The sequence below is a fragment of the Pseudomonas sp. Gutcm_11s genome, from assembly GCF_028649395.1.
GTDB lineage: Bacteria > Pseudomonadota > Gammaproteobacteria > Pseudomonadales > Pseudomonadaceae > Aquipseudomonas.
Genome location: NZ_JAQSUW010000014.1, coordinates 58910 through 80251 on the forward strand (window position 1 = coordinate 58910; position 21342 = coordinate 80251).

A 21342-nucleotide genomic window follows, 5' to 3' on the forward strand; every position below is an offset into this window, starting at 1 on the left:
GTTTGAGGTCGATACCTATCCGGCTTTGCCGGGTAAGTTGTATACGTGTAACATTCGCACCTTCTGGCTGGTCTGATTTCAGGATGAAATCGGGCGGCTGAGGCAACGAACCGCAATCCTCTGACGGGCGACCTATAGCGTCTTCCCATCGCGAGCGGCCCGCCGGGCACGGTTTTCTGGCGTTTGCTTTCTGGCGCGAATGCGCCAAGCTCAGTTCATTGATTGCTGTGTTGCGACAATGGTGCAGCGAGGTGTCGCTTGATTAAGGTGCTGGTGGTCGATGACCACGATCTGGTGAGGACGGGCATCACCCGCATGCTGGCCGATATCGACGGCCTGCAGGTGATCGGGCAGGCCGACTCCGGGGAAGAGTCGCTGAAGAAGGTGCGCGAGCTGCGCCCGGATGTGGTCCTGATGGACGTGAAGATGCCCGGCATCGGTGGCCTGGAAGCCACCCGCAAGCTGTTGCGCAGCCATCCCGAGCTGAAGGTCGTTGCAGTCACTGCCTGTGAGGATGATCTTTTCCCGACTCGCCTGCTGCAGGCCGGCGCTGCCGGCTATCTGACCAAGGGGGCGGCGCTGGAAGAGATGGTGCAGGCCATTCGCATGGCGTTCGCCGGTCAGCGCTATCTCAGCCCGCAGATCGCCCAGCAGCTGGCGCTGAAGTCGTTCCAGCCAAACGGCGGCGGTTCTCCTTTCGATCTTCTCTCCGAGCGGGAGATCCAGATTGCCCTGATGATCGCCAATTGCCAGAAAGTGCAGACCATTTCCGACAAGCTGTGCCTGTCGCCCAAGACGGTGAACACCTACCGCTACCGTATCTACGAGAAACTGGCCATCACCAGTGATGTGGAGCTGGCGCTGCTGGCGGTGCGCCATGGCATGGTGGATGCCGTCGGCTGAGTGCCTTGGGCAAGTCTGTGAAGAGGACGTAAACTGCGTCCTCTTCGTCTTTCTGGCCTGCTGATTTAGATGACTTCCACGCCCGTCGCTCCTTTCGATTCAAGCGCCTTTCTCGCCACCTGTAGTGGGCGGCCGGGCGTTTATCGAATGTTCGATGACAGCGGCAAGCTGCTCTATGTCGGTAAGGCGTCGAACCTGAAGAAGCGGCTGGCCAGCTACTTCCGCAAGACTGGCCTGGCACCCAAGGCTGCTGCTCTGGTGGCCCGCATCGCCCAGGTCGAGACCACCATCGTGGCTAACGAGACCGAGGCGCTGCTGCTCGAGCAGACGCTGATCAAGCAGTGGCGGCCGCCGTACAACATCCTGCTGCGTGACGATAAGTCCTATCCCTATGTGCTGCTGTCGGATGGCGATTACCCGCGTCTGGGTATTCATCGCGGCGCGAAGAAGGAGAAGGGCCGCTATTTCGGGCCATACCCCAGTGCCGGAGCCATCCGTGAGAGCCTCAATCTGCTGCAGAAGACCTTTCTCGTGCGCCAGTGCGAGGACAGCTACTTCAAGAATCGCACCCGGCCCTGCCTGCAATACCAGATCAAGCGCTGCAAGGGACCCTGTGTCGGTTTGGTGGAGCCCGAGGAGTACGCCGAGGATGTGCGCCATTCGGTGATGTTCCTCGAGGGGCGCAGCAACGCGCTGACCGAGGAGCTGTCTGGCGCCATGGAGCGGGCTGCGATGAACTTGGAGTTCGAGCGTGCGGCCGAGCTGCGTGACCAGGTTGCGCTGCTGCGCCGTGTGCAGGATCAGCAGAGCATGGAGGGCGGCACCGGCGACGTCGACGTGGTGGCCTCCATCGTCAACCCGGGCGGTGCCTGTGTGCATCTGATCAGCGTGCGCGGCGGGCGCGTGCTGGGCAGCAAGAACTTCTTCCCCCAGGTAGGCATCGAGGAGGAGGGTGGTGCGGTGCTTTCGGCGTTTCTCGCGCAGTACTACCTGTCCAGTCATGAGCGCGATCTGCCGAGCGAGCTGATCGTCAATGTCACTCACGAGGATCTGCCGACGGTCGCCGCGGCCATCGCCGAGCTACGTGGTCGCGAGATCGCCATCAGCCATCGGGTGAGGGCGACTCGTGCACGCTGGCAGCAGCTGGCGGTCACCAATGCCGAGCAGGCCCTCGGCGCTCGCCTTGCCAACCGCCAGCATGTGGCGGCCCGTTTCGATGCGCTGGCCGAGGCGCTGAATCTGGATGAACCGCCGCAGCGGCTGGAGTGCTATGACATCAGCCACTCCAGCGGTGAAGCCACGGTCGCCTCCTGCGTGGTGTTCGGACCGGAGGGGCCGCTCAAGTCCGACTATCGCCGCTACAACATCGAGGGCGTCACGGCCGGTGACGATTACGCGGCCATGCATCAGGCCCTGACCCGGCGCTTCAGCAAGCTTAAGGACGGGGAGGGCAAATTGCCGGACATCCTCCTGGTCGACGGCGGCAAGGGGCAGCTGGCCATGGCTCGCGAGGTGCTGCAGGAGCTGGCGGTGCCGGAGCTGATCCTGCTCGGCGTGGCCAAGGGAGTGACTCGCAAGCCGGGCCTGGAAACCCTCTATCTGAACGATGCGGATCACGAGTTCACGCTGCCGGCCGATTCCCCGGCGCTGCACCTGATCCAGCAGATCCGCGATGAGGCGCACCGCTTCGCCATCACCGGGCACCGCGCCCGTCGCGGCAAGGCGCGGCGGACTTCGAGCCTGGAGGATGTGGCGGGCATCGGTCCCAAGCGCAGGCGCGAGCTGCTCAAACACTTCGGCGGCCTGCAGGAGCTCAATCGCGCCAGCATCGAGGAAATCGCCAAGGCGCCGGGCATCAGCAAAAAGCTGGCGGAGTCGATTTATGCCGCTCTGCACAGCGAGTAGAATGCCGGCTCATTTCGCTGGTCAGTCGTCCCGATGAATATCCCCAATCTGCTCACCGTTCTGCGCGTCGCCCTGATTCCGGTCTTCATCCTGTTCTTCTACATGCCTTTCGCCTGGAGCTACTGGGCGGCTAGCGCGGTTTTTGCCCTGGCGGCGGTGACCGACTGGTTCGACGGCTATCTGGCGCGTCGCTGGGAGCAGAGCACGCCGTTCGGCGCATTCCTCGATCCGGTCGCAGACAAGCTGATGGTGGCAGTGGCGCTGGTGTTGCTGGTGGAAGAGCATGCCAACCTGTGGTTGACCTTGCCGGCGGTGATTATCATCGGGCGCGAGATCGTGGTTTCTGCGCTGCGTGAATGGATGGCCGAGCTGGGCGCGCGCGCCCATGTGGCGGTGTCCAACCTGGGCAAGTGGAAGACTGCCGCGCAAATGGTGGCGCTGGTCATCCTGCTCGGCAATCCGCCGCAACTTACCATCTGGGTGGGGGCGGGTTACGTGCTGCTGATCATCGCGGCGGCGCTCACCCTGTGGTCCATGCTGCAGTACCTGCTGGCTGCTTGGCCGCACCTCAGCATCGACTCCGAAAAGAAATAAGCTTTTTTGAATCAAGGGGTTGACGCGGCGTTTCGATTCTATAGAATGGCGCCCGTCACCAAGACGCGGGAATAGCTCAGTTGGTAGAGCACGACCTTGCCAAGGTCGGGGTCGCGAGTTCGAGTCTCGTTTCCCGCTCCAATTTGTTGACGTTGACGCCGCGGTAAGCGGCGTCTTCGTTTGAGGCCGATTAGCAGAGTGGTTATGCAGCGGATTGCAAATCCGCGTACATCGGTTCGATTCCGGTATCGGCCTCCACTATAAAAGCCCCGTAGATCATTGATCTACGGGGCTTTTTCTTTGTGGCTTGGAGTGCTTCGGTAACCTTGCCGGGCTGGCGCTAGCTGTATATAGTCCAGCCCTCGCTTCACCGCGCTACCGCCCGAATGGCGAAATCGGTAGACGCAGGAGACTTAAAATCTCTCGCTCGTAAGGGCGTCCCGGTTCGAGTCCGGGTTCGGGCACCATTTGATTGTTTCTAGCTGTCTCTATAAGTCTACGAAACCCAGTAAAGCCGGCTCTATCAGCCGGCTTTCTTGTTTCTGTCTGTCTCTCCATGTCTCTAGGCATATACCTAAAATGGGTATACGTTTAGGTATACGCCGGTTCGGCAAGGGAGGCATATACCTATGGCGCGGACAGTCACGCCCCTGACAGACCCCAAGTGCGAGGCTGCTAAGCCTCGCGAAAAGGACTACACGCTGTTCGATGGCCAGGGCCTTTTCCTGCTGGTGAAGTCCAGTGGCACCAAGGTCTGGCGCTTCAAGTTCACCCGACCGGACGGCCGGTCTGGGCTGGCCACCTTTGGCAACTACCCAGCACTCGGCCTCAAGGCTGCCCGAGCCAGGCGAGCAAATGCCTTGGAGTTGCTGGCCGAGGGTGTAGATCCCATCGAGCATGAGCAGCGCCAGCGAGAGGCGGCCCAGGTGGCGGCGGGGAACACCTTCAAGACCATAGCCCTGCAGTGGCATACCGCCTGTGCCCGCAAGTGGACGGCGGATCACGCCTCCAAGGTGTTGCGGCGCCTGGAGCTGTACCTGTTCCCACCCCTCGGGCATCGCCCGGTGGACGGCCTGAAAGTCCGTGACCTGCTGGCCCCACTCAAGGCGGCCGAGCAGCGCGACACCCTGGAGCTGGCCAGCCGCCTGCGGCAGTACACCACCGGGGTGATGCGCTATGCCGTGCAGCATGGGTATATCGAAACCAACCCGGCCAGCGACCTGGTGGGCGCAACTGCCACACGCAAGGCCCAGCACCGGCCGGCACTGCCTCTGGAGCGGCTACCCGAGCTGCTGCAGCGCATCGAGGTGTACAAGGGGCGCACCCTGACCCGGCTGGCGGTGGAGCTTACTCTGCATGTGTTCATCCGCTCCAGTGAACTGCGCTTCGCCCGCTGGGGTGAGGTTGATATGCCGCGCAGCCTATGGACGATCCCGGCCGAGCGCGACGCCATTGAGGGCGTGAAACACTCCGAACGCGGCGCCAAGATGCGCACGCCGCACCTGGTACCCCTGAGCCGGCAGGCGCTGGGCCTGCTGGGACAGGTGCATATTCTCTCCAGCCGGTTTGATCTGGTGTTCCCTGGCGACCACTACCACCACAAGCCCATGAGCGAGAACACGGTAAACGCTGCCCTGCGGCGCATGGGCTACGACACCAAGGTTGAGGTGTGTGGCCATGGCTTCCGGGCGATGGCCTGTTCTGCCCTGGTGGAGTCGGGACTGTGGACGCGGGATGCCGTCGAGCGGCAGATGAGCCACCAAGAGCGGAACACGGTACGGGCTGCCTACATCCACAAGGCCGAGCACCTGGAAGAACGCCGGCTCATGGTGCAGTGGTGGGCCGATTATCTGGATGCCAACCGGGAAAAACACGTCACCCCCTACGACTTTGCCAACCGAGGGGAGGGGGCCGGCAACGTGGTGCCGGTGAACTTCGGCAAGGCGGGTTGAGCATACAAACCCGTATCCCTCGAAAAAGCGGTGTTCTGGGTGTACCAGGTGTTCCAGAAACGCCGAGGGCCAGTAAAGGCGGGGCTTTCAGCGGTGGAACACCTTACGGCACAAGGCGGAACACCTGGTGTTCCAGGCGCCGGAGGTGTTCCACCTTTGGCGGGGCTGGAGTGGAACGCCTCGGGGCGTATCAGGGCGGCACCAGCGCCCGGCCAGACGGAACACGACGCTGGCCCTGTTCTGCCCTGATGGCCCTGGCTGGTATGGTCTGCGGGGAGCGGCAGCGTATTGCAGCGCTGTGGTGGGCGCACTGAATGGGGCGAGGGGATGGTTATTACTCTTGAGCGTGCGGATGACGCGACGCTGACCAATATTGTTTATCGGTTTGTAGGCGATGACGAAGCTGCATTTGAGTGGCCGCATTACGCGCCGGATTTTCTGTTGAGGGAAATCGCTAGCTGCGTGTTTATAGATCAGAGTGGGCGGCGTATCGCTCTGTGCACTGATCTTTCAGGCCGGGGTAATGGTTTCGGTTGGACCGTCCTTCGGTATACGCCTGGTGGCGGGCTTGAGCGCTTTTGGTCGATTAGCTGGCGCCCGGATGGCTTCGCGGATCACTTGGCTGGCCTCGGCTCTGATTATGCGATGCGGCAGGTGGTTACAGCGGAAGGCCGACTAGCCTTCGCTTGCCTTGACCGCTTCCAAAGCTGGGCACTCTCGGAGCGTGCGCGACAAGCCATCGAATTGATTGAGGCTGGTGGGGCCACTTTCGACAGCATCAGGGAGCGTGTGCCGGAGGTCTTTGATGTGCCGTTGTTCAAGAACTACGTGGCGGCGCGGGTAGCCAGTGGACAGATGCCAAAGGGGAGAAAGGGTAAAAGGCCAAGCTCTGCTACTGAGCCTGCAAAACGTGAGTTGTATTTGCATGCTTGTGCGTTCGAGCAAAAGGAGCCTGGTATTACTTGGAGTGCGGCTTGCGCTGCAGCGTTGGTTGAAGCGCCGGAACTTGCAAGGACTGCGCGTTGGCATGTCGGTGATGAGCCTTGGGACAATCTACGGCGGACTGCAAGCGCTCGGTTTTCAAACACGCGTTGGGCAGCCTATCGCCGCCCTCAAACTGATAAATAAAGGTAAGTCAAGGGCGGATATTCTAATTAAACCTCCGGTGTGAGTGCCTGGGCTTTCTGTGAGCCTTGCGGGGAACAAACCAGCCCCCTGAGGTACTGCATGGAATCCCAACACACTTACGCGCTGGCATCGCAGCCAGCGTCCGGAGTTGCCCCTGCCGAGCTGCTGCCCCCTGAACAAGCGGCGCAAGTGCTCGGGTTGTCGGTCAAGACGCTAGCTGCCTGGCGCAGTACGGGGCGCAACGCGCTTCCCTTTATCCGCTGCGGTTCCCGCATTCGCTACCGTCGCGCCGACCTTGCCGCCTGGCTACTTGCTCGCCAAAGCACCAGCACCGCCGATGCTGTAAAGGGGGCGGCGCGATGACCAAGTCCAAGCGCTCCTCGCAAGTCCGCAGCTCTGTCCCTGCTGGCCCGCTCTCGGCTGCCCCTCGCCAGGTGCAGGCGCTGCGACCCAGCACCAGCACCGCCGCAGTGTCGGGATTCGATCCAGCCGTCACCTTGATCCGCATGCCCGAGCTGATGGCCTTGACCGGCTTGCAGCGGCCGACCGTGTACAAGCGTCTCAAGGATGACCCGACCTTTCCCCGGCCGGTGCCGCTGAGTGATAGCCCGGCACGCGGTGCCCCAGTGGCCTGGGTACTGGCCGAGGTGCAGGAGTGGGTCAAGTCGCGCATTGCGGCGCGTGGGGAGGTGGCAGCATGAGCCAGGGCGAACAAGCAAGGCCACTCCCTATGTTTCGCTTTGATCGCACCTCCGAGGGTTGGAGGCTTTCGCTCTCGGTGCAACTGCGTGGTCAATGTGCTGACGATGACTCGGCAGAGTCCGTATTCCGGCGCGGGATAGTCGCATTGGAGGATGTGATCGAGGCCATGCGCGGCAGCTTGGAGGAAGCCAAGAGCGAGCAGTTGCAAGGGGGTGAAGCATGAGCCGTTTATCTGAGCGGTTGGTACAGCTCACCCTGCGCGCCAGGGACTTCCTGAGCAAAGACATCCGGCCTGCCAGTGAGGCGTTCAAGGAACTGACGGCCGAGGGCAAGCGTCTCAAGGACTCTCTGGCTGAAGCTGGCCGGGCTCGCGGCCTGGTGCGTACCTTGCGCGACACCGAGGGCGCTACCGGCAGCTTGGAGCGCGCCTGGCACGATGCACAGGCCACCTTGGATGATCTCACCCGCGAGATCGGCGACAGCGAGCAGGCGACCGCCGGGCAACGCATCGCCCTGCGCGAGGCGAGGCGCACCGCTGATGAGGCAAAGAATGCCTACGATCGTAGCCAGCGCGCGATCAAGAACCTGCGCGCTGAGCTGAAGGCCCTCAACGTCGATACGGGCAGCCTGGGCTCGGAAGAGGACCGCCTTACCGCCGAGATCAAGCAGAACAAGCAGGCGGTGGATGATAACCGCGAGGCAATCAAGCAGAAGCGGATCGAGGAGAAAAAGGCGGCGGATGCTGCGCAAGAGCATGCCTCCCGCGTCGACGCGGCGCGCGGTGCCCTGGCTGCAGGCGCCAAGCAGGTGCTGGCCTTCGCCGCTGCCTTCGTTGGCCTGAATGCGCTTTTGGGTGCGGTGGGGCGGGGCTTCGAGCTGTTGCGCGGCGGCATCTTCTCGATGCTGCAGACCGGCGACCAGTTCGAGGGGCTGCAGACCCGCATGAATGCTCTGATGGGCTCGTTGGCTGCTGGTGAGGCGGCCACTGCCTGGGTCAAGGAGTTCGCTAAGAACACCCCGCTGGAGCTGCAGGATGTAACCGACGCTTTTGCTCAGCTGCAGGCCTACGGCGTAGATCCGATGAACGGGACGCTGCAGGCGCTGGTCGACCAGAACGAGAAGCTGGGCGGCGGCATGGAGCGTCTGGGCGGCATCATCGGTGCTGTCGGCCAGGCCTATGCCAAGCAGAAGCTGCAGACCGAGGAGATCTTGCAGTTGGTCGAGCGCGGTGTGCCTGTGTGGGACATGCTCAGCAAGATCACCGGCAAGAATGCGGCCGATCTACAGGCGCTGGCCACCAAGGGCCGGCTCGGCCGGGACGTGCTGGCGGCCCTAGTGAAGGAGATTGGGCGGCTGAGTGCCGGCGCGGCCGAGTCCAACATGGATCGGCTCAGCGGCATCATCAGCACCCTGAAAGATCAGGTCACCGATTTTTACAACCGCATAGCGAACGCGGGGGCGCTTGAGTACGTCAAGGGGCAGCTTTCGCTGCTGAGTAACACCATCAGCCGGATGGCGGCGGATGGCAGCCTGGATACCTTGGCTAAGGGGTTGTCTGAGGCCTTTATCCAGGGGGTGGAAAAGGTAAAGCAATTTGCTCTCAGCCTTAGCGAAGTGGACTTCAAGCGGCTGGTGGATGACAGCTCAGCCTGGCTCGTCACTTTCGGTGAAAAGATCGACAAGACGGTCAGTGCTGTGCAACTGATGGCGGCGCCGGTCAGGGTGGTGGCGAACGTCATCACGGGCTTTATCTCCGGCGTAGGCACAGCGTTCACGGCAATGGTTGGTGCCTCGTTGTCCGCGATGGCAACCGCTGCCAAGGCAATCCCTGACCTGATCGGTGGCGACAAGATCGTGGCTGGTCTTGAATCTGCACGCGATAAGGTTTTCGGCTTAAGCGAGGCTCTGGCTAATCAGGTAAAGCAGGATGCAACTGACCTCTGGAGCACCGTTGCGGACGCAGCGGAAGCTGGTGGTGAGCGTCAGAAAAAGGCTCTTGAAGATGTAGCAGCAAGCGCGGCAGAGTCGGGCACCGATGTGCGGTCTGGCTTCAAGCTGGCCGAGACCGGGGTGCTTTCTCTCAATGAGACCCTGCTGAACCTGGTCACCTCTGGCAAGGTTGGTCTGGCTGATCTTGCCCAGGCCGTTGACGTGATCAATGCGGCCTCTGCTGTGCAGCAGTTGGAGAGCATGCGCGCTGTGCTGCTCGATGCCTTCGATGCCGGCAAGTTCAGCCAGCAAGAATACGCCCAGGCCGCTGGCCTGCTGGCCTGCTGGCTAGTCGGCTCAAGGAGCTGCAGGGCTCTGCGACTGGTGCTGCCGATGGTGTCTCCGACCTGGAGGAAAAACTGGGCGACTTGCAGTCCGTGCAGCAGGCCATCAGCAACGCCAAGACGGATGTCGACATCAACAACATCCGCGCCGCCCTGCGCAAGCTGTACAACGATGGCGAGATCACCGCCGCGCAGTACAACGAGGAGCTGAAGAAGACCAGCGACCAGCAGAAGGAACTCAAGAGCGCGGTCGAGCAGGGCGCCAAGGCGCAGCGCGACAAGACCCAGGCCGATCAGGACGCCATCGTCACCAGCGAGCAGCTGCGCCGCGAGGGCGGCCGGCGCATGGAGGAAGAGCGGCGCGCCATTGGCGAGGCCATGGAGCAGCGTCGCAAGGGCAGCGAGGAGGTCAAGCAGGACACCTCTTCGCTGGCCAGCTACGTCGACGGTGTGATGGCCAAGGCGCGGGAGCCTCTGTCGCAGCTGAGTGCTGCTGCACTGGAAGTGTTCGACCGCCTGCGCGGCCTCGGCACCGCCAAGGTAGCCATCGACACCAGCAGCCTGGAGCAGACGGCGGCCTCGCTGGAGCGTGTCAGCGAGGAGTTGCAGAGTGTCCAGCAGGCGGCCTCCTGGGCTGGGCTGGGTGGCTTCAGCCGCTGGCAGCTAGCAACCCTCGGCCAGAGCCTGCGCCTGCAGGAAGCGACGTTAGCGCAGAAGCTGGAGCTGCAGAGCCTGATGCGTGCCTATGAGGATGGCACGCTGGGCATGGCTGATTTCGCGAAGCGGGCCGAGCAGGCGCGCGGCAGCATGGCTTTGCTGGATGAAGCCGATCTGACCTCGCTGGAAAGCGCGCTCCAGAGCGCCAAGAGCCAGATGCAGCAACTGGGCGAGTCCTCACGAGGCACCGTAGAAAGCCTACTGGATGAGCTGGATGGCTTGGAGGGGCGCGAGGATGCAATCCAGCGTCGCCGTTTCGATGCCCGTAAGCGGGAGCTGCAAGCCCAGATGGCAGAGGCACAGGCTAGTGGCGACGCCAATGCGATCAGCAATTCAGCGCGTGCTCTTGGCCTGTTACGCCAGATTGAGGCGGCGACAGAGCAGAGTCGTGCGCGCGAGGAACAGCAGAAGCGCGTCGAGGCCAATGTGGCTGCTGCATCAACTCAACCAGACAGCAGCACCGCGCGACCTTCTACGGTTGTGCGTTTCGAGTCGCCGCGCGGCGGGCGGGCTGTGGACGTGGCTGTTGCGGAGGTGGATCAGGCTGCGTTGTTGGGCATCCTTGAGGATGCCGGCCTGCGCTCTCTTTGACTTACAAGGAAGTATCACTATGAAGCCGACAGTCCTGCCGTATACCGCAGTGGACGAATTTGCAGAGCGCTCTGGGTTGAGCGACTTGGATCTACACGGCCCACGAGGCCTGCACCCGATGCTCACTCAAGCACTAGACCGTGGCGCTCGTGTTGTCCTAGTGCTATGGGCGGCTCCAGATTGGCAGTTGCTCGCCATCAAACCGCCAGAGGATGCAGCGCATTTGAGTGATCTAGAGGTGTTGGCCCACGTCGGTGGGTGGCCTGGGTTGGTTGACGAGATGCTTGGCAAGTCTCAGCGCGGCGCTCACTACACCTGGCTTGAGTTGCGGCGCCATCCCGTTCACACCAACGCTGTCCACTGAAACGACAACGCCCCCGGTTGCAGCCGAGGGCGTTAGAGGTGAATCACGATGAATGCTCAATCTATGCCGTGCCTGGTCGGCGCGCAAGCGCTGCGCGCCCTGGCCGTTGCTCTCCCTGACCCATCGCGCTACTCTGCGGCCGTCGCTGTCAATCCAGTGACCGGGTTTGGCGACCCGATTATCAGTAGGCGCACAAGCGCCAGAAGGACCATTGCAGGCGCTTTTTTTGTGCCCGCAATGTCGCTTTATGGTGGCCGTGCGTGGGAGACCTTCGGGTCTGCCGGGTGCCTACTGTCCCGGTTCGCCAACCTGCGCACGGCTGCCACCCATAATCGTTTGGCGACGGTTCGTGGCAGCTCCAACAGAACAGTAGGAGCACCATCCATGAAGCACCTGTACGCCCTCAATCCGTCCCGGCTTCGCGCCGCCGCCCATCGGCGCATGGCCTTTGCCGCCCTGCGAGCCGATTCATCTGCTGCTGTCCGTCTTTCTCGCTATCAACATCACATGGCTAAGGCTCGTGCACTGGAAGCACAGGGGGAGGTGCAATGACGCTTTCTCCATTGGACTCACTCATCAAGCTATCTGAGGTCATGAGGCAAGTAGGTATTGGGAAAACCAAGATCTACAAGCTGATCCAGGACGATCTATTTCCAACGCCTGTGAAGTTAGGAAGTGTGTCGCGCTGGTCACAGCTCGAAATACAAGACTGGATTGAGCAGCAGAAAGCTGCGCGTGATCGGGGGTAAGTGGAAATGAAGCGACCTGACTGCTCTTTACCTGAAGGGATGTTGGTTGTGGCTCCTGAGGCTGATGCTGGTGTGCCTATTGATGCGATTACTGCAGCGATCACTCGAACTGATTCGGTGTTGTGGCTTCTAGTCAGCCAGTTTGATGGTAGCGGAGGTGATCGCTATAGCGATGAGGTAATCGCTGGGGCTCTGTGGGCTGTGCAGGGCATGCTTCGAGAGATCCGAACTCTCGCCATGCATGGCCATGACAGCACCTTGGGTGGGGGGTGCCAATGACAGGACAGAACTCCAAGTGGCCAACCTTTGCTGAGGTGAGCCGCGCTGCACTGCAGGCAGTCGACCGGGTGTTGGCGCACTGGCTGCCTGGTGGAAAGCGTGTGGACGGTGGCAAGGAGTACACCGCCCCCAACCCGACCCGGGCCGACAAGCATGCCGGCTCACTCAAGGTGAACTTGGCAAAGGGCACCTGGAGCGACTTCGCTACCGGCGACAAGGGCGGCGATCTGATTGACCTAGTGCGTTACCTGAGCGGCGGTAGCGAGGTGGATGCCTGCAACAAGCTGGCTGACTTCGTGGGCGTGACGGCGGGGAACATCAGCAGCGTGCCGTCCAGCAGCCCGGCGAAGGCCCTGGAGTGGGTGCCGGTGTTGCCAGTGCCTGATGAGGCTATGCGTAAGGTGCCGCACAAGCACCGCCAGCACGGTAAGCCGTCGAAGGTTTGGGTCTACCGCGATGCCGAGGGCAGGCCGTTGATGGTGCTCTATCGCTTCGACCTGGGGCCAGATGACAGCGGCACGCCGCGCAAGGTTTTTGCTCCGTTGACCTGGTGCAAGCATGCCGATGGCTCACTGTCCTGGCGGTGGCTGAGCCTACCCGAACCGCGCCCGCTGCTGCGCCTCGATGAGTTAGTCAGCAGGCGGGCGGTGCCCGTAGTGCTATGCGAAGGTGAGAAGTCGGCAGATGCTGCTGCTGAGCTGCTGCCCGGCTACGTCTCTACCTGCTGGCCCAACGGTACCAACTCTTGGCAGAAAGCCGACTTCGCCCCACTGGCCGGGCGGGACGTGTTGCTGTGGCCGGATAACGATGCGCCGGGCCTCAAGTGCATGGGCGCTCTGGACGAGCACCTGCGCCAGCTCGGGGCCGCCTCGGTTCGGGTAGTCGCGTTGACAGTGTTCGGCCAGCGGCCGGGCCTCGATGGAGAGCGTCCAACCTTCGCCCCTGGTGGTGAGTGGGCCGAGGGTGACGATGCGGCCGATGCCCTGGCCAAGGGCTGGACGGCGGCGCACCTGGCAGAGCTGGAGCGCACCGGGGAGCTGTTCGCCCTGGCACCGGTAGCAGCGCCGGCCGCCCCGGCCAAGGCCCGCAAGCCCAACGCCAAGCCAGCCCCGGCGGAGAACTCTGCGGCCGTGCCGGCAGGCTTCCGTGTGACGGTGGAAGGGGTGTTCTATGCCGGCGAGGATGGCGAGGCCCGGCCGGTGTGTTCGCGCCTGGAGATACTGGCGCGCACCCGTGACGATAAGGGCCACAACTGGGGCCTGCTGGTGGAGTTCGATGACCCGGACGGCGACCGCAAGCGTTGGAACATTCCGGCACGGGCGATGGCCGGCGACTTCGGCAAGGAAGTGCTCGGCCCGTTGGTGGATATGGGTCTGCGTCTGGCCCCGTTGCGCACGGCGCGTAATTCGCGCAACGACCTGCAGAGCTACCTACAGGGCTTTGACAGCGCCGAGCGCGCACGCCTGGTCACGCGCCTGGGCTGGCATGGCGGCGCCTACCTGCTACCGGATCGGCAGATTGGGCAGAGCGCCGAGCACCTGCACTTCTATGAAGCTGGCGCGCAGTTCCCGCCGATTGCTTGGGCCGGCACTCTGGAGCAGTGGCAGCAGCAGGTTGGGGCGCTGTGCGTGGGCAATAACCGGTTGATGTTCGTGGTGTGTGTGGCCTTCGCCGGGGCCTTGTTGCATCAGCTGGACGCCGAGTCGGGCGGCTTTCACCTGTACGGCGACAGCTCGGGCGGCAAGACCACCCATCTGCAGGTGGCTGCATCGGTGTGGGGCGGGCCGCGCCTGGTTCGTTCCTGGCGCAGTACGGACAACGCCTTGGAGAGCATCGCGGCGGCGCACTCGGATGGATTGCTGGTGCTGGATGAAATCGGCATGTGTGACCCGCGCATCATCGGCGAAACCATCTACATGCTGGGCAACGGCACCGGAAAGGCCCGCGCCAATGATCGCGGCCAGGCTGGCCGCCAGGTACAGGAGTGGCGCCTGCTGTTCCTTTCCACCGGGGAAAAGACCCTGGCCCAGCACATGGCCGAGGCGAGCAAGGAGTTGAAAGCCGGGATGGAGGTGCGGCTGCTCGCTGTGCCGGCCGATGCCGGCGAGGGCCTGGGGCTGTTCGAGGTGCTGCATGGCTTCGAGGATGCGGCGGCGCTGTCCGATGCGCTCAAGGCCCGGGTGGGCAAGTTCTACGGCACGCCAGCCCTGGCCTTCCTGTCGGCCCTCTGCGAACCGAGCAAGCTGCTCGGGTATGTGGCAACACTGCGCAGGACGGTAGAGCGCTTCACTGCAGAGTCATTGCCTGCCAGCGCCAGCGGCCAGGCCCAGCGGGCTGCTGCGCGCTTCGGGTTGGCGGCTGCGGCTGGCGAGTTGGCCACGGGGCTAGGCGTGACGGGTTGGCCCAATGGTGCGGCGCTGCATGCCGCTCGGGTGTGCCTGGACGCCTGGCTGGCAGCCCGGGGCGGCGCCGGCAACATGGAAGGGGAGGCCATCGTCCAGCGCCTGCGTATGGTGGTGGAACGATACGGCGAAAGCCGCTTCACCCGGTGGGACAGTGTGGCGGCCAAGGTGGATGACCATGCACCGCGTACTACTGACCGGCTGGGCTTCCGACGCACCATTGAGCACAGCTATGGCGATACGGCCTTTACCAGCGTGACCTACTACTTCCTGTCCACCGCCTGGCGTGATGAGGTGTTCAAGGGCATGAACGTGGCGGCCGCCAACCGGGAGTTGGTTGCCCGGGGAATTCTGGAGCCCGCTACCGATGGCAAGGCTGCCCAGTCGCTGCGCTTGCCTGGTATGCCCAAGGGGCGCGCCTATGTGGTCAATGGTTCGGCATTGCTCATGGACGAGCCTGATAGGCTGTCAGAGGCGGCTTAAATACAGGTTTCAAGAACACAAAAGCTGTTTGGCGGTAGATACCGGTGCCTGGATCTCTTACCCTCAATTGAGCACGAAAGCACATAGCGGAGCGAATAGTATGGATAAACCGAGGTCATTGAATCTGAGCATTCGCTCGGGGAGTAGTGAGCAGCTTCGTAAGCTCCTTGAGTTAGCTCTATATGAGCTAGATAGAGCAGTTCATGGCAACAGCAGCCTGGCATGGGCGGCAGCAGAGGGTGAGGTCATCAGCGGGGCAGTGGAAGGCACGATGGGTAGTTACCGCTTCGACTATTTGCTTGGCACTCCTGAGCTTGTTGAGTGCAGAAAACAGCTTCTTGATGATGGGTTTAAACTCGCCACCGTCAGAGACCTATCCTTCGATTACGATCTGTATGAGCACCCGGAAAGCAAACAGAAGAAACGCTTGTATTTCGATCCTGTAGAAATAAAGGATCACGAAGATCAATAGCTCAAGGCCGGCATTTGCCGGCTTTTTTGTGACTGTTAGTCAGGTCACGGCGTTCCATCTTGACTTCCGTCCAAGGTGGAATGAGTGTTCGCATCGACACCGACACTAATTCGCACGCCGAACCGTCAGCAATCCGCATCCCCGACACTTCCTGCATCTCCGCCACTGATTCGCGTACACCGCCAATTTGATTGATCAACCGTTGAGACAGCAGGGGCCATCCAGGCCATAGAGCCGATCTCGTAATTTCACAGCAGAGCAAGGCGAGATCGGGCCGTTCGCTTGTGCTGGTACCTCCCCTCATGGACGACCGCTACCGGCCAAAAGCGGCCAGTCGTACGGCTGTCACTGGGCGGTGAAGTGCTGATGAGAAGTCGCTATGCACCGTCACAAAGCTGGCAGTTGATGCCGAGGCAGCCCGATAGAAATCAGAGCCGCCAGCACCACAAACCCGCTAGAAACCCACAAGCAGGCTTCCAGTCCGTACTGCTGGAACACCCATCCAGAGAGCAGCGTGCCGAGTAGGCGCCCCAGGGCGTTGGACATGTAGTAGAAGCCCACGTCCAGGGACACCCCGTCCTCCTTGGCGTAGCTGACGATCAGGTAGCTGTGCAGCGACGAGTTCACCGCGAACAGCACGCCGAACAGCATCAGGCCACCCAGCAATACCACCTGTTCCGACCAGCCGGTGCCTAGTCCCAGTGCGATCAGCGCCGGCAAACCGGCCAGGGCCAGCGCCCAGGAGAAAGCAGCGCGGCCATCCGGCACGTGCCCGCTCTTCTTGCCAGTGATGTTGGGGGCGAAGGACTGCACGATGCCGTAGCCAATAATCCAGGCGGCGAGGAAGCCACCCACCAGCCAGAAATCCCAACCGAACACGGTACTCAGGTACACCGGCAGCGCCACCACGAACCACACGTCGCGAGCACCGAAGAGGAACAGTCGCGCGGCCGAGAGGATGTTGATCGCCCGGCTTTTGGAGAGCATGTCGCGGAACTTTGGTTTGGCCTTGGCCTTACCGAGATCCTTCTTCAGCAGCACCAGGCTGCCCAGCCAGATCAGAGCCAGCACCGCCGCCATGGCCAACACCGATCCAGTAAAACCGAGCAAGGCCAGCAGCGCTCCGCCGAGAAAGAAGCCCACGCCCTTGAGCGCGTTCTTCGAGCCGGTAAGGATGGCCACCCACTTGTACAACGTGCCCTGCTGATTGTCCGGCACCAGGAGCTTGATCGAACTCTTGGCGGACATCTTGTTGAGATCCTTGGCGATGCCAGACAGCGCCTGGGCTCCCATCACCCAGGGCACGGTCAGCCACGCGGCCGGCACTGTCAGCATCAGCAAAGCCAGCACCTGCATGCCCAGACCAATGTTCATGGTGCGGTTCAGACCTAGGCGAGCACCGAGGTAGCCACCCACCAGATTGGTGATGACGCCGAAGATCTCGTAGAACAGGAACAGTGCTGCGATTTGCAGTGGCGTGTAGCCCAGGGTGTGGAAGTGCAGCACTACCAACATGCGCAACGCGCCGTCGGTGAGAGTGAAAGCCCAGTAGTTGCCGGTAACCAGCAGGTACTGACGCACTTCCGCAGATAGGGCTGACAACGCCTTCATGATCGCTGCTTACTCCGCCGCGCCGACCAGACGAGCCAGCTCCGCCGCTCGGTTGGCATAGCCCCACTCGTTGTCGTACCAGGCGTAGATCTTCACCTGGGTGCCAGCCACCACCAGAGTCGACAGTGCGTCGATGATTGAGGAGCGCGGATCGGTACGGTAATCGATGGACACCAGTGGTCGCTCTTCATAGCCCAGGATGTTCTTCAGCGGGCCTTCGGCCGCCGCTTTGAGCAGCGCGTTGACCTCCTCGGCTGTGGTCGCACGCTCCACCTCGAACACGCAGTCGGTCAGCGAGGCGTTGGCCAGCGGTACGCGCACGGCGTGGCCGTTCAGCTTGCCGCGCAGCTCGGGGAAGATCTCGGCAATCGCTGTGGCCGAACCGGTGGTAGTCGGGATCAGGCTCATGCCGGAAGCGCGGGCGCGGCGCAGATCCTTGTGCGGGGTGTCGAGGATGCTTTGGGTATTGGTCAGATCGTGGATGGTGGTGATCGAGCCGTGGCGGATGCCCAGGTTCTCGTGGATCACCTTGACCACCGGAGCCAGGCAGTTGGTGGTGCAGGACGCGGCAGTGACGATGCGGTGCTGGGCCGGGTCGAACAGGTGCTGGTTGACCCCCATCACCACGTTCAGCGCGCCTTTTTCCTTGACTGGTGCGCAGACCACTACACGCTTCACGCCCTGATCCAAGTAGGCCTGGAGTACGGAAACGGTCTTCATCTTGCCGCTGGCCTCGATCACCAGGTCGCAGCCGCTCCAATCGGTGTCGGCAATGGCCTTGTTGGCGGTGACGCGAATGCGCTTGCCACCGATCACCACGCTCTCACCATCGCTGCCCGCCTCATGCTGCCAGCGGCCATGCACCGAGTCGAAGTTCAGCAGATGAGCGTGGGTGGCGGCATCGCCGGCCGGGTCGTTGATCTGCACGAACTCCAGCTCGGGCCAGTTCCAGGCAGCGCGCAGGGCCAGGCGGCCGATGCGGCCGAATCCGTTGATACCGACTTTGATCGTCATGGTGCTGTCTCGCGTAAAGGTGTTGGGCAGGTGAATCGAGTGGTTAATCAGATGGCCCGCTGATTGACGCGCTTGGATAGCTCTTCGGCCGACTCCTTGCGCTCGGAATAGCGGTCAACCAGGTAGTCGGAGCGGTCACGTAGCAGCAGGGTGAACTTGACCAGTTCCTCCATCACATCAACCACACGGTCATAGAACGAGGACTGCTTCATTCGGCCGTCCGCGTCGAACTCCAGATAAGCCTTGGGCACCGAGGACTGATTGGGGATGGTGAACATGCGCATCCAGCGGCCAAGCACTCGCAGCTGGTTGACCACGTTGAATGACTGCGAGCCACCGCATACCTGCATCACCGCCAGGGTCTTGCCCTGGGTCGGGCGAACCGCGCCAATGGCCAGCGGCACCCAATCGATCTGCGCCTTGAACACGGCGGTCATCGAACCGTGACGCTCAGGGGAGCACCACACCTGGCCTTCCGACCATTGCATCAGCTCGCGCAACTCCTGCACCTTGGGGTGGCTTTCCGGAGCATCATCCGGCAGCGGCAGGCCACTCGGATCGAAGATGCGCGTCTCGGCACCGAAGCGTTGGAGCAGGCGTGCAGCTTCTTCGGTCAGCAGGCGGCTGAAAGAACGCTCGCGGGTAGATCCGTACAGAAGCAGGATGCGCGGCGGATGGGTTGAAGCCGACTCGACGCCGAGCTTATCCAGTGTCGGCAAGTCAGCCAGGTCGACATCCAGGTTGGGCAGAAGATCGTCTTGCATGGTTACTCCTACGAAATCAGGTACTGAGCCCCTCTAGGGATCGCTCAATCGGTGTCAGCAGCAGGTTGCTGCCCGCTCCGGTCGATCACCCATCTGCTGTAGACGCTGAGGGTCTTCACCGAACAAGGTGCGGTTCGCCGCGTGCGTAGCCTGGAGGATCTGCATGACCCACTCCGGCAGCTCGGGGTGCAGGCGGTAGTACACCCATTGCCCTTGGCGGCGATCTTCAAGCAGGCCACAAGTGCGCAGCTGGGCCAGATGGCGAGAAATCTTTGGCTGGCTCTCATCGAGCGCACAGGTCAGCTCGCACACGCAAAGTTCACCCTCTTCCACGATCAGCATCATGGCGCGCACACGCGTCTCGTCAGCCAGGCATTTGAAAACGGTGATGGGGGTTAGGGATTCAGTCATAGCGACCTCAGCGTTTGGTTTTCACCAGGACGAACATCTTGATGCGCTCATGGATCTCATGAAGGGTGTGGCGGAATGCTTCCGGCTTGCTGCTCGTAACCGGGTCTTCAAAGTTCCACGCGAGAACCTCGCCAGCACCGGGGAGCGCGTGACATTCCAGCGCCGACTTGTCGCATAGGGTGATGACATAGTCGAAACGCTGCCCCTCGAACTCATCGATGGACTTGCTGCGCAAACCTTGGGCAGCCACACCCAGATGCTCCAGCGCCTCAATCGTCCGGTGGTCGACCCCGCCAGGCTCTGTGCCTGCGCTGAAAGCCTCGAAGTGCTCGGAGTCGGTATGGCGCAGCAGGGCCTCGGCCAGTTGAGACCGGGCGGTATTGGCCACACACACGAACAGCACACTGCTTTTGTTGCTCATCGGGAATGCCTCAGCATATTCGCCAAAACGAATATATGGATTTCCATATGCGCTGTAAAGCAACCACAAGACGAGTTCGACCCTAGGCTTTACATGTGCATAAGCATGCACATATATTGCTCCGCATGAACAGCAGCACAACTCTTCGAACCCAAGCCATCGAAGCCGCCATCGACTCGCTCGACAGCGCATTCTTCAAGGCTCTCTGCGAGCCGCCGCGAGTGGCGGTGTTGAAGCGCGTCATGCAGCTAGGCCGCGCTGACGTAACCGAGATCGCAGCGGAGCTACCGCAAGAACGCTCCGTGGTTTCTCGCCACCTCCAAGTGCTGCTTGAGGCCGGCATCGTTCGCTCGGCCAAGTCAGGCCGCCAGGTGTTCTACGAGGTCGATGGGCCGGCCATCATCAAGAAGCTGGAAGGCATCCTGCACCACACCAAGACCATTGCTCCCTTCTGCTGCCCAGGCAGCCAATCCTGAGTTCTCATTTCTTCAAATACGTGCATGGGTGCGCATAAATGAACGTAAATAGCCGGGTTTTCGATGTCATTGTCATTGGGGCTGGCCAAGCAGGCCTGGCAGCGGGCTGGCATGTGAGTCAGCAGGGGCTGGAGTTCCTCATTCTGGATGAACAGGGGCGCCCAGGCGGTAACTGGCACAACTACTACGACAGCCTGAAGCTGTTCTCGCCGGCGGAGCACTCTTCGCTGCCTGGCATGACGTTCCCTGGAGAGGCGAAGCGCTACCCGTTGCGACACGAAGTGGTGAGCTACCTCGAACAGTATGCGGAGCACTTCCAGCTACCCATCCTCAGCGAGACACGGGTAACCGCTGTGCATCGCGAAGAGACAGTCTTTCGCGTCGCCTCGGACAACGGCCAACAGTTCACCGCCAAGGCCTTGATAGTGGCTTCGGGCGGCTTCAGTCGCCCGTACACCCCAGAAATTCCAGGGCTCACCAGCTTTGGTGGCACGCGCCTGCATAGCGCGCAATATCGCAATCCTGCCGGGTTCGAGGGGCAGCGAATCGTAGTGGTCGGCGCTGCCAACTCAGCGGTGCAGATTGCTCACGAGCTGGCACAGGTCGCTGAGGTGACGCTGGCCACGCGCGAGGCAATTCGCTTCATGCCCCAGCGCATCCTGGGTGCCGACTTCCATGATTGGCTGAAGTGGACAGGTTTGGGTAATAGCCGTTGGCTCAGCGACCAGAGCACGCCGGTACTGGACGATGGGACTTATCGGCGGGCATTGAAGGCTGGCCGGTATCGGCCGCGCCCTATGTTCCAGCAGGTGACGCCCTCCGGCGTCGCTTGGGCCGATGGGCAAGTAGAGCGCATTGATAGCCTGATATTCGCCACCGGCTTCCGTCCCAATCTGCCCTTCCTCGAAGGCCTGTCGGTGATGGATGATCGAGGCCATGTACTACAACGGCATGGCATCGCCACTCATGTTCCCGGCCTGTATTTCGTGGGCCTGCCGAGACAACGCAACTTCGCCTCAGCCACGTTGCGCGGAGTTGGCCCCGACATCGAGCACAACCTGAAGCACCTGCTGCACTACCTGCGAGCCACCTCTGCTGGCCTGAGCAACATCGCATTGCAGCCATAACAAC

At 61.9% G+C, this 21342-nt stretch carries 20 protein-coding genes and 3 tRNA genes; 18 read left to right on the forward strand and 5 right to left on the reverse strand.

Annotated features, from left to right (window positions below; translation table 11 throughout):
- Positions 1-258 precede the first annotated feature (258 nt).
- The 16 genes from gacA (at position 259) to PTT45_RS11380 (ending at position 15514) form a co-directional block, all read left to right on the forward strand.
- Positions 259-903, forward strand: a complete 645-nt coding sequence (gene gacA, locus PTT45_RS11305; protein WP_273813388.1) for a response regulator transcription factor GacA — start codon at positions 259-261, stop codon at positions 901-903.
- Between the two features lie 69 nt (positions 904-972).
- Entirely contained in the window at positions 973-2808 is a 1836-nt protein-coding gene (gene uvrC, locus PTT45_RS11310) for an excinuclease ABC subunit UvrC (RefSeq protein ID WP_273813390.1), read from the forward strand.
- 33 nt (positions 2809-2841) lie between these two features.
- Complete coding sequence (gene pgsA, locus PTT45_RS11315; RefSeq protein ID WP_273813391.1) at positions 2842-3402, forward strand: CDP-diacylglycerol--glycerol-3-phosphate 3-phosphatidyltransferase; 561 nt, start codon at positions 2842-2844, stop codon at positions 3400-3402.
- 65 nt (positions 3403-3467) lie between these two features.
- Positions 3468-3543: transfer RNA gene (locus PTT45_RS11320), tRNA-Gly, on the forward strand.
- Positions 3544-3586: 43 nt separating this feature from the next.
- A tRNA-Cys gene (locus tag PTT45_RS11325) sits at positions 3587-3660 on the forward strand.
- Positions 3661-3782: 122 nt separating this feature from the next.
- A tRNA-Leu gene (locus PTT45_RS11330) sits at positions 3783-3869 on the forward strand.
- A gap of 162 nt (positions 3870-4031) precedes the next feature.
- Positions 4032-5354, forward strand: coding sequence for a tyrosine-type recombinase/integrase (locus tag PTT45_RS11335; protein ID WP_273813392.1), 1323 nt, complete (start codon positions 4032-4034; stop codon positions 5352-5354).
- A gap of 327 nt (positions 5355-5681) precedes the next feature.
- Positions 5682-6482, forward strand: a complete 801-nt coding sequence (locus PTT45_RS11340) for a hypothetical protein (protein WP_273813393.1) — start codon at positions 5682-5684, stop codon at positions 6480-6482.
- Positions 6483-6581: 99 nt separating this feature from the next.
- Positions 6582-6845, forward strand: a complete 264-nt coding sequence (locus tag PTT45_RS11345; protein WP_273813394.1) for a helix-turn-helix domain-containing protein — start codon at positions 6582-6584, stop codon at positions 6843-6845.
- A 143-nt stretch (positions 6846-6988) separates the two neighbouring features.
- A complete protein-coding gene (locus PTT45_RS11350) occupies positions 6989-7183 on the forward strand; it encodes a helix-turn-helix transcriptional regulator (protein ID WP_273814229.1) in 195 nt (64 codons plus the stop codon).
- Positions 7180-7407 (forward strand): hypothetical protein, encoded by a 228-nt coding sequence (locus PTT45_RS11355; protein WP_273813395.1) that lies wholly within the window; start codon positions 7180-7182, stop codon positions 7405-7407. Before PTT45_RS11350 ends, PTT45_RS11355 begins: the two co-directional genes overlap by 4 nt.
- The gene (locus PTT45_RS11360) at positions 7404-9668 is read left to right on the forward strand and encodes a tape measure protein (protein WP_273813398.1); all 2265 of its coding nucleotides are present in this window, start codon (positions 7404-7406) and stop codon (positions 9666-9668) included. Before PTT45_RS11355 ends, PTT45_RS11360 begins: the two co-directional genes overlap by 4 nt.
- 1845 nt (positions 9669-11513) lie before the next feature.
- Positions 11514-11681: a hypothetical protein gene (locus PTT45_RS11365; protein ID WP_273813399.1), complete on the forward strand. Its 168-nt coding sequence runs from the start codon at positions 11514-11516 to the stop codon at positions 11679-11681.
- Positions 11678-11878: a helix-turn-helix transcriptional regulator gene (locus PTT45_RS11370; protein WP_273813400.1), complete on the forward strand. Its 201-nt coding sequence runs from the start codon at positions 11678-11680 to the stop codon at positions 11876-11878. The genes PTT45_RS11365 and PTT45_RS11370 overlap by 4 nt, the downstream gene beginning before the upstream one ends.
- A 275-nt stretch (positions 11879-12153) precedes the next feature.
- Positions 12154-15042 (forward strand): DUF927 domain-containing protein, encoded by a 2889-nt coding sequence (locus PTT45_RS11375; protein ID WP_273813402.1) that lies wholly within the window; start codon positions 12154-12156, stop codon positions 15040-15042.
- A 100-nt stretch (positions 15043-15142) separates the two neighbouring features.
- Entirely contained in the window at positions 15143-15514 is a 372-nt protein-coding gene (locus PTT45_RS11380; RefSeq protein WP_273813404.1) for a hypothetical protein, read from the forward strand.
- A 387-nt stretch (positions 15515-15901) separates the two neighbouring features.
- Here the strand turns inward: PTT45_RS11380 and arsJ are convergent, their stop codons facing one another.
- The 5 genes from arsJ to PTT45_RS11405 are packed head-to-tail and all read right to left on the reverse strand — an operon-like array spanning position 15902 to position 19735.
- Entirely contained in the window at positions 15902-17125 is a 1224-nt protein-coding gene (gene arsJ, locus PTT45_RS11385; RefSeq protein WP_273813405.1) for an organoarsenical effux MFS transporter ArsJ, read from the reverse strand.
- Between the two features lie 9 nt (positions 17126-17134).
- Positions 17135-18139 carry an ArsJ-associated glyceraldehyde-3-phosphate dehydrogenase gene (locus PTT45_RS11390; protein ID WP_273813407.1) on the reverse strand — a complete coding sequence of 335 codons (1005 nt, stop codon included), beginning with the start codon at positions 18137-18139 and terminating at the stop codon, positions 17135-17137.
- A gap of 47 nt (positions 18140-18186) precedes the next feature.
- Positions 18187-18903 (reverse strand): arsenical resistance protein ArsH, encoded by a 717-nt coding sequence (arsH, locus tag PTT45_RS11395; protein ID WP_273813408.1) that lies wholly within the window; start codon positions 18901-18903, stop codon positions 18187-18189.
- Positions 18904-18957: 54 nt separating this feature from the next.
- Positions 18958-19314 (reverse strand): metalloregulator ArsR/SmtB family transcription factor, encoded by a 357-nt coding sequence (locus tag PTT45_RS11400; protein WP_273813409.1) that lies wholly within the window; start codon positions 19312-19314, stop codon positions 18958-18960.
- A 7-nt stretch (positions 19315-19321) separates the two neighbouring features.
- Complete coding sequence (locus PTT45_RS11405) at positions 19322-19735, reverse strand: arsenate reductase ArsC (protein WP_273813410.1); 414 nt, start codon at positions 19733-19735, stop codon at positions 19322-19324.
- Positions 19736-19860: 125 nt separating this feature from the next.
- Between PTT45_RS11405 and PTT45_RS11410 the strand changes: the two genes are divergently transcribed.
- Positions 19861-20211: an ArsR/SmtB family transcription factor gene (locus tag PTT45_RS11410; RefSeq protein WP_273813411.1), complete on the forward strand. Its 351-nt coding sequence runs from the start codon at positions 19861-19863 to the stop codon at positions 20209-20211.
- Between the two features lie 38 nt (positions 20212-20249).
- Positions 20250-21338, forward strand: coding sequence for a flavin-containing monooxygenase (locus PTT45_RS11415; RefSeq protein ID WP_273813412.1), 1089 nt, complete (start codon positions 20250-20252; stop codon positions 21336-21338).
- The last annotated feature ends 4 nt before the right edge of the window (positions 21339-21342 follow it).

Excerpts from the sequence above, each read along its gene's own strand:
- PTT45_RS11380 (WP_273813404.1), top strand. The coding sequence starts at position 15,143 with ATGGATAAACCGAGGTCATTGAATCTGAGCATTCGCTCGGGGAGTAGT.
- PTT45_RS11365 (WP_273813399.1), top strand. The coding sequence starts at position 11,514 with ATGAAGCACCTGTACGCCCTCAATCCGTCCCGGCTTCGCGCCGCCGCC.
- PTT45_RS11415 (WP_273813412.1), top strand. The coding sequence starts at position 20,250 with ATGAACGTAAATAGCCGGGTTTTCGATGTCATTGTCATTGGGGCTGGC.
- PTT45_RS11335 (WP_273813392.1), top strand. The coding sequence starts at position 4,032 with ATGGCGCGGACAGTCACGCCCCTGACAGACCCCAAGTGCGAGGCTGCT.
- PTT45_RS11370 (WP_273813400.1), top strand. The coding sequence starts at position 11,678 with ATGACGCTTTCTCCATTGGACTCACTCATCAAGCTATCTGAGGTCATG.
- arsH (WP_273813408.1), bottom strand. The coding sequence starts at position 18,903 with ATGCAAGACGATCTTCTGCCCAACCTGGATGTCGACCTGGCTGACTTG.
- PTT45_RS11355 (WP_273813395.1), top strand. The coding sequence starts at position 7,180 with ATGAGCCAGGGCGAACAAGCAAGGCCACTCCCTATGTTTCGCTTTGAT.
- uvrC (WP_273813390.1), top strand. The coding sequence starts at position 973 with ATGACTTCCACGCCCGTCGCTCCTTTCGATTCAAGCGCCTTTCTCGCC.
- PTT45_RS11405 (WP_273813410.1), bottom strand. The coding sequence starts at position 19,735 with ATGAGCAACAAAAGCAGTGTGCTGTTCGTGTGTGTGGCCAATACCGCC.
- PTT45_RS11400 (WP_273813409.1), bottom strand. The coding sequence starts at position 19,314 with ATGACTGAATCCCTAACCCCCATCACCGTTTTCAAATGCCTGGCTGAC.
- PTT45_RS11345 (WP_273813394.1), top strand. The coding sequence starts at position 6,582 with ATGGAATCCCAACACACTTACGCGCTGGCATCGCAGCCAGCGTCCGGA.
- arsJ (WP_273813405.1), bottom strand. The coding sequence starts at position 17,125 with ATGAAGGCGTTGTCAGCCCTATCTGCGGAAGTGCGTCAGTACCTGCTG.
- PTT45_RS11340 (WP_273813393.1), top strand. The coding sequence starts at position 5,682 with ATGGTTATTACTCTTGAGCGTGCGGATGACGCGACGCTGACCAATATT.
- PTT45_RS11390 (WP_273813407.1), bottom strand. The coding sequence starts at position 18,139 with ATGACGATCAAAGTCGGTATCAACGGATTCGGCCGCATCGGCCGCCTG.
- pgsA (WP_273813391.1), top strand. The coding sequence starts at position 2,842 with ATGAATATCCCCAATCTGCTCACCGTTCTGCGCGTCGCCCTGATTCCG.
- PTT45_RS11360 (WP_273813398.1), top strand. The coding sequence starts at position 7,404 with ATGAGCCGTTTATCTGAGCGGTTGGTACAGCTCACCCTGCGCGCCAGG.
- PTT45_RS11350 (WP_273814229.1), top strand. The coding sequence starts at position 6,989 with ATGCCCGAGCTGATGGCCTTGACCGGCTTGCAGCGGCCGACCGTGTAC.
- PTT45_RS11410 (WP_273813411.1), top strand. The coding sequence starts at position 19,861 with ATGAACAGCAGCACAACTCTTCGAACCCAAGCCATCGAAGCCGCCATC.
- PTT45_RS11375 (WP_273813402.1), top strand. The coding sequence starts at position 12,154 with ATGACAGGACAGAACTCCAAGTGGCCAACCTTTGCTGAGGTGAGCCGC.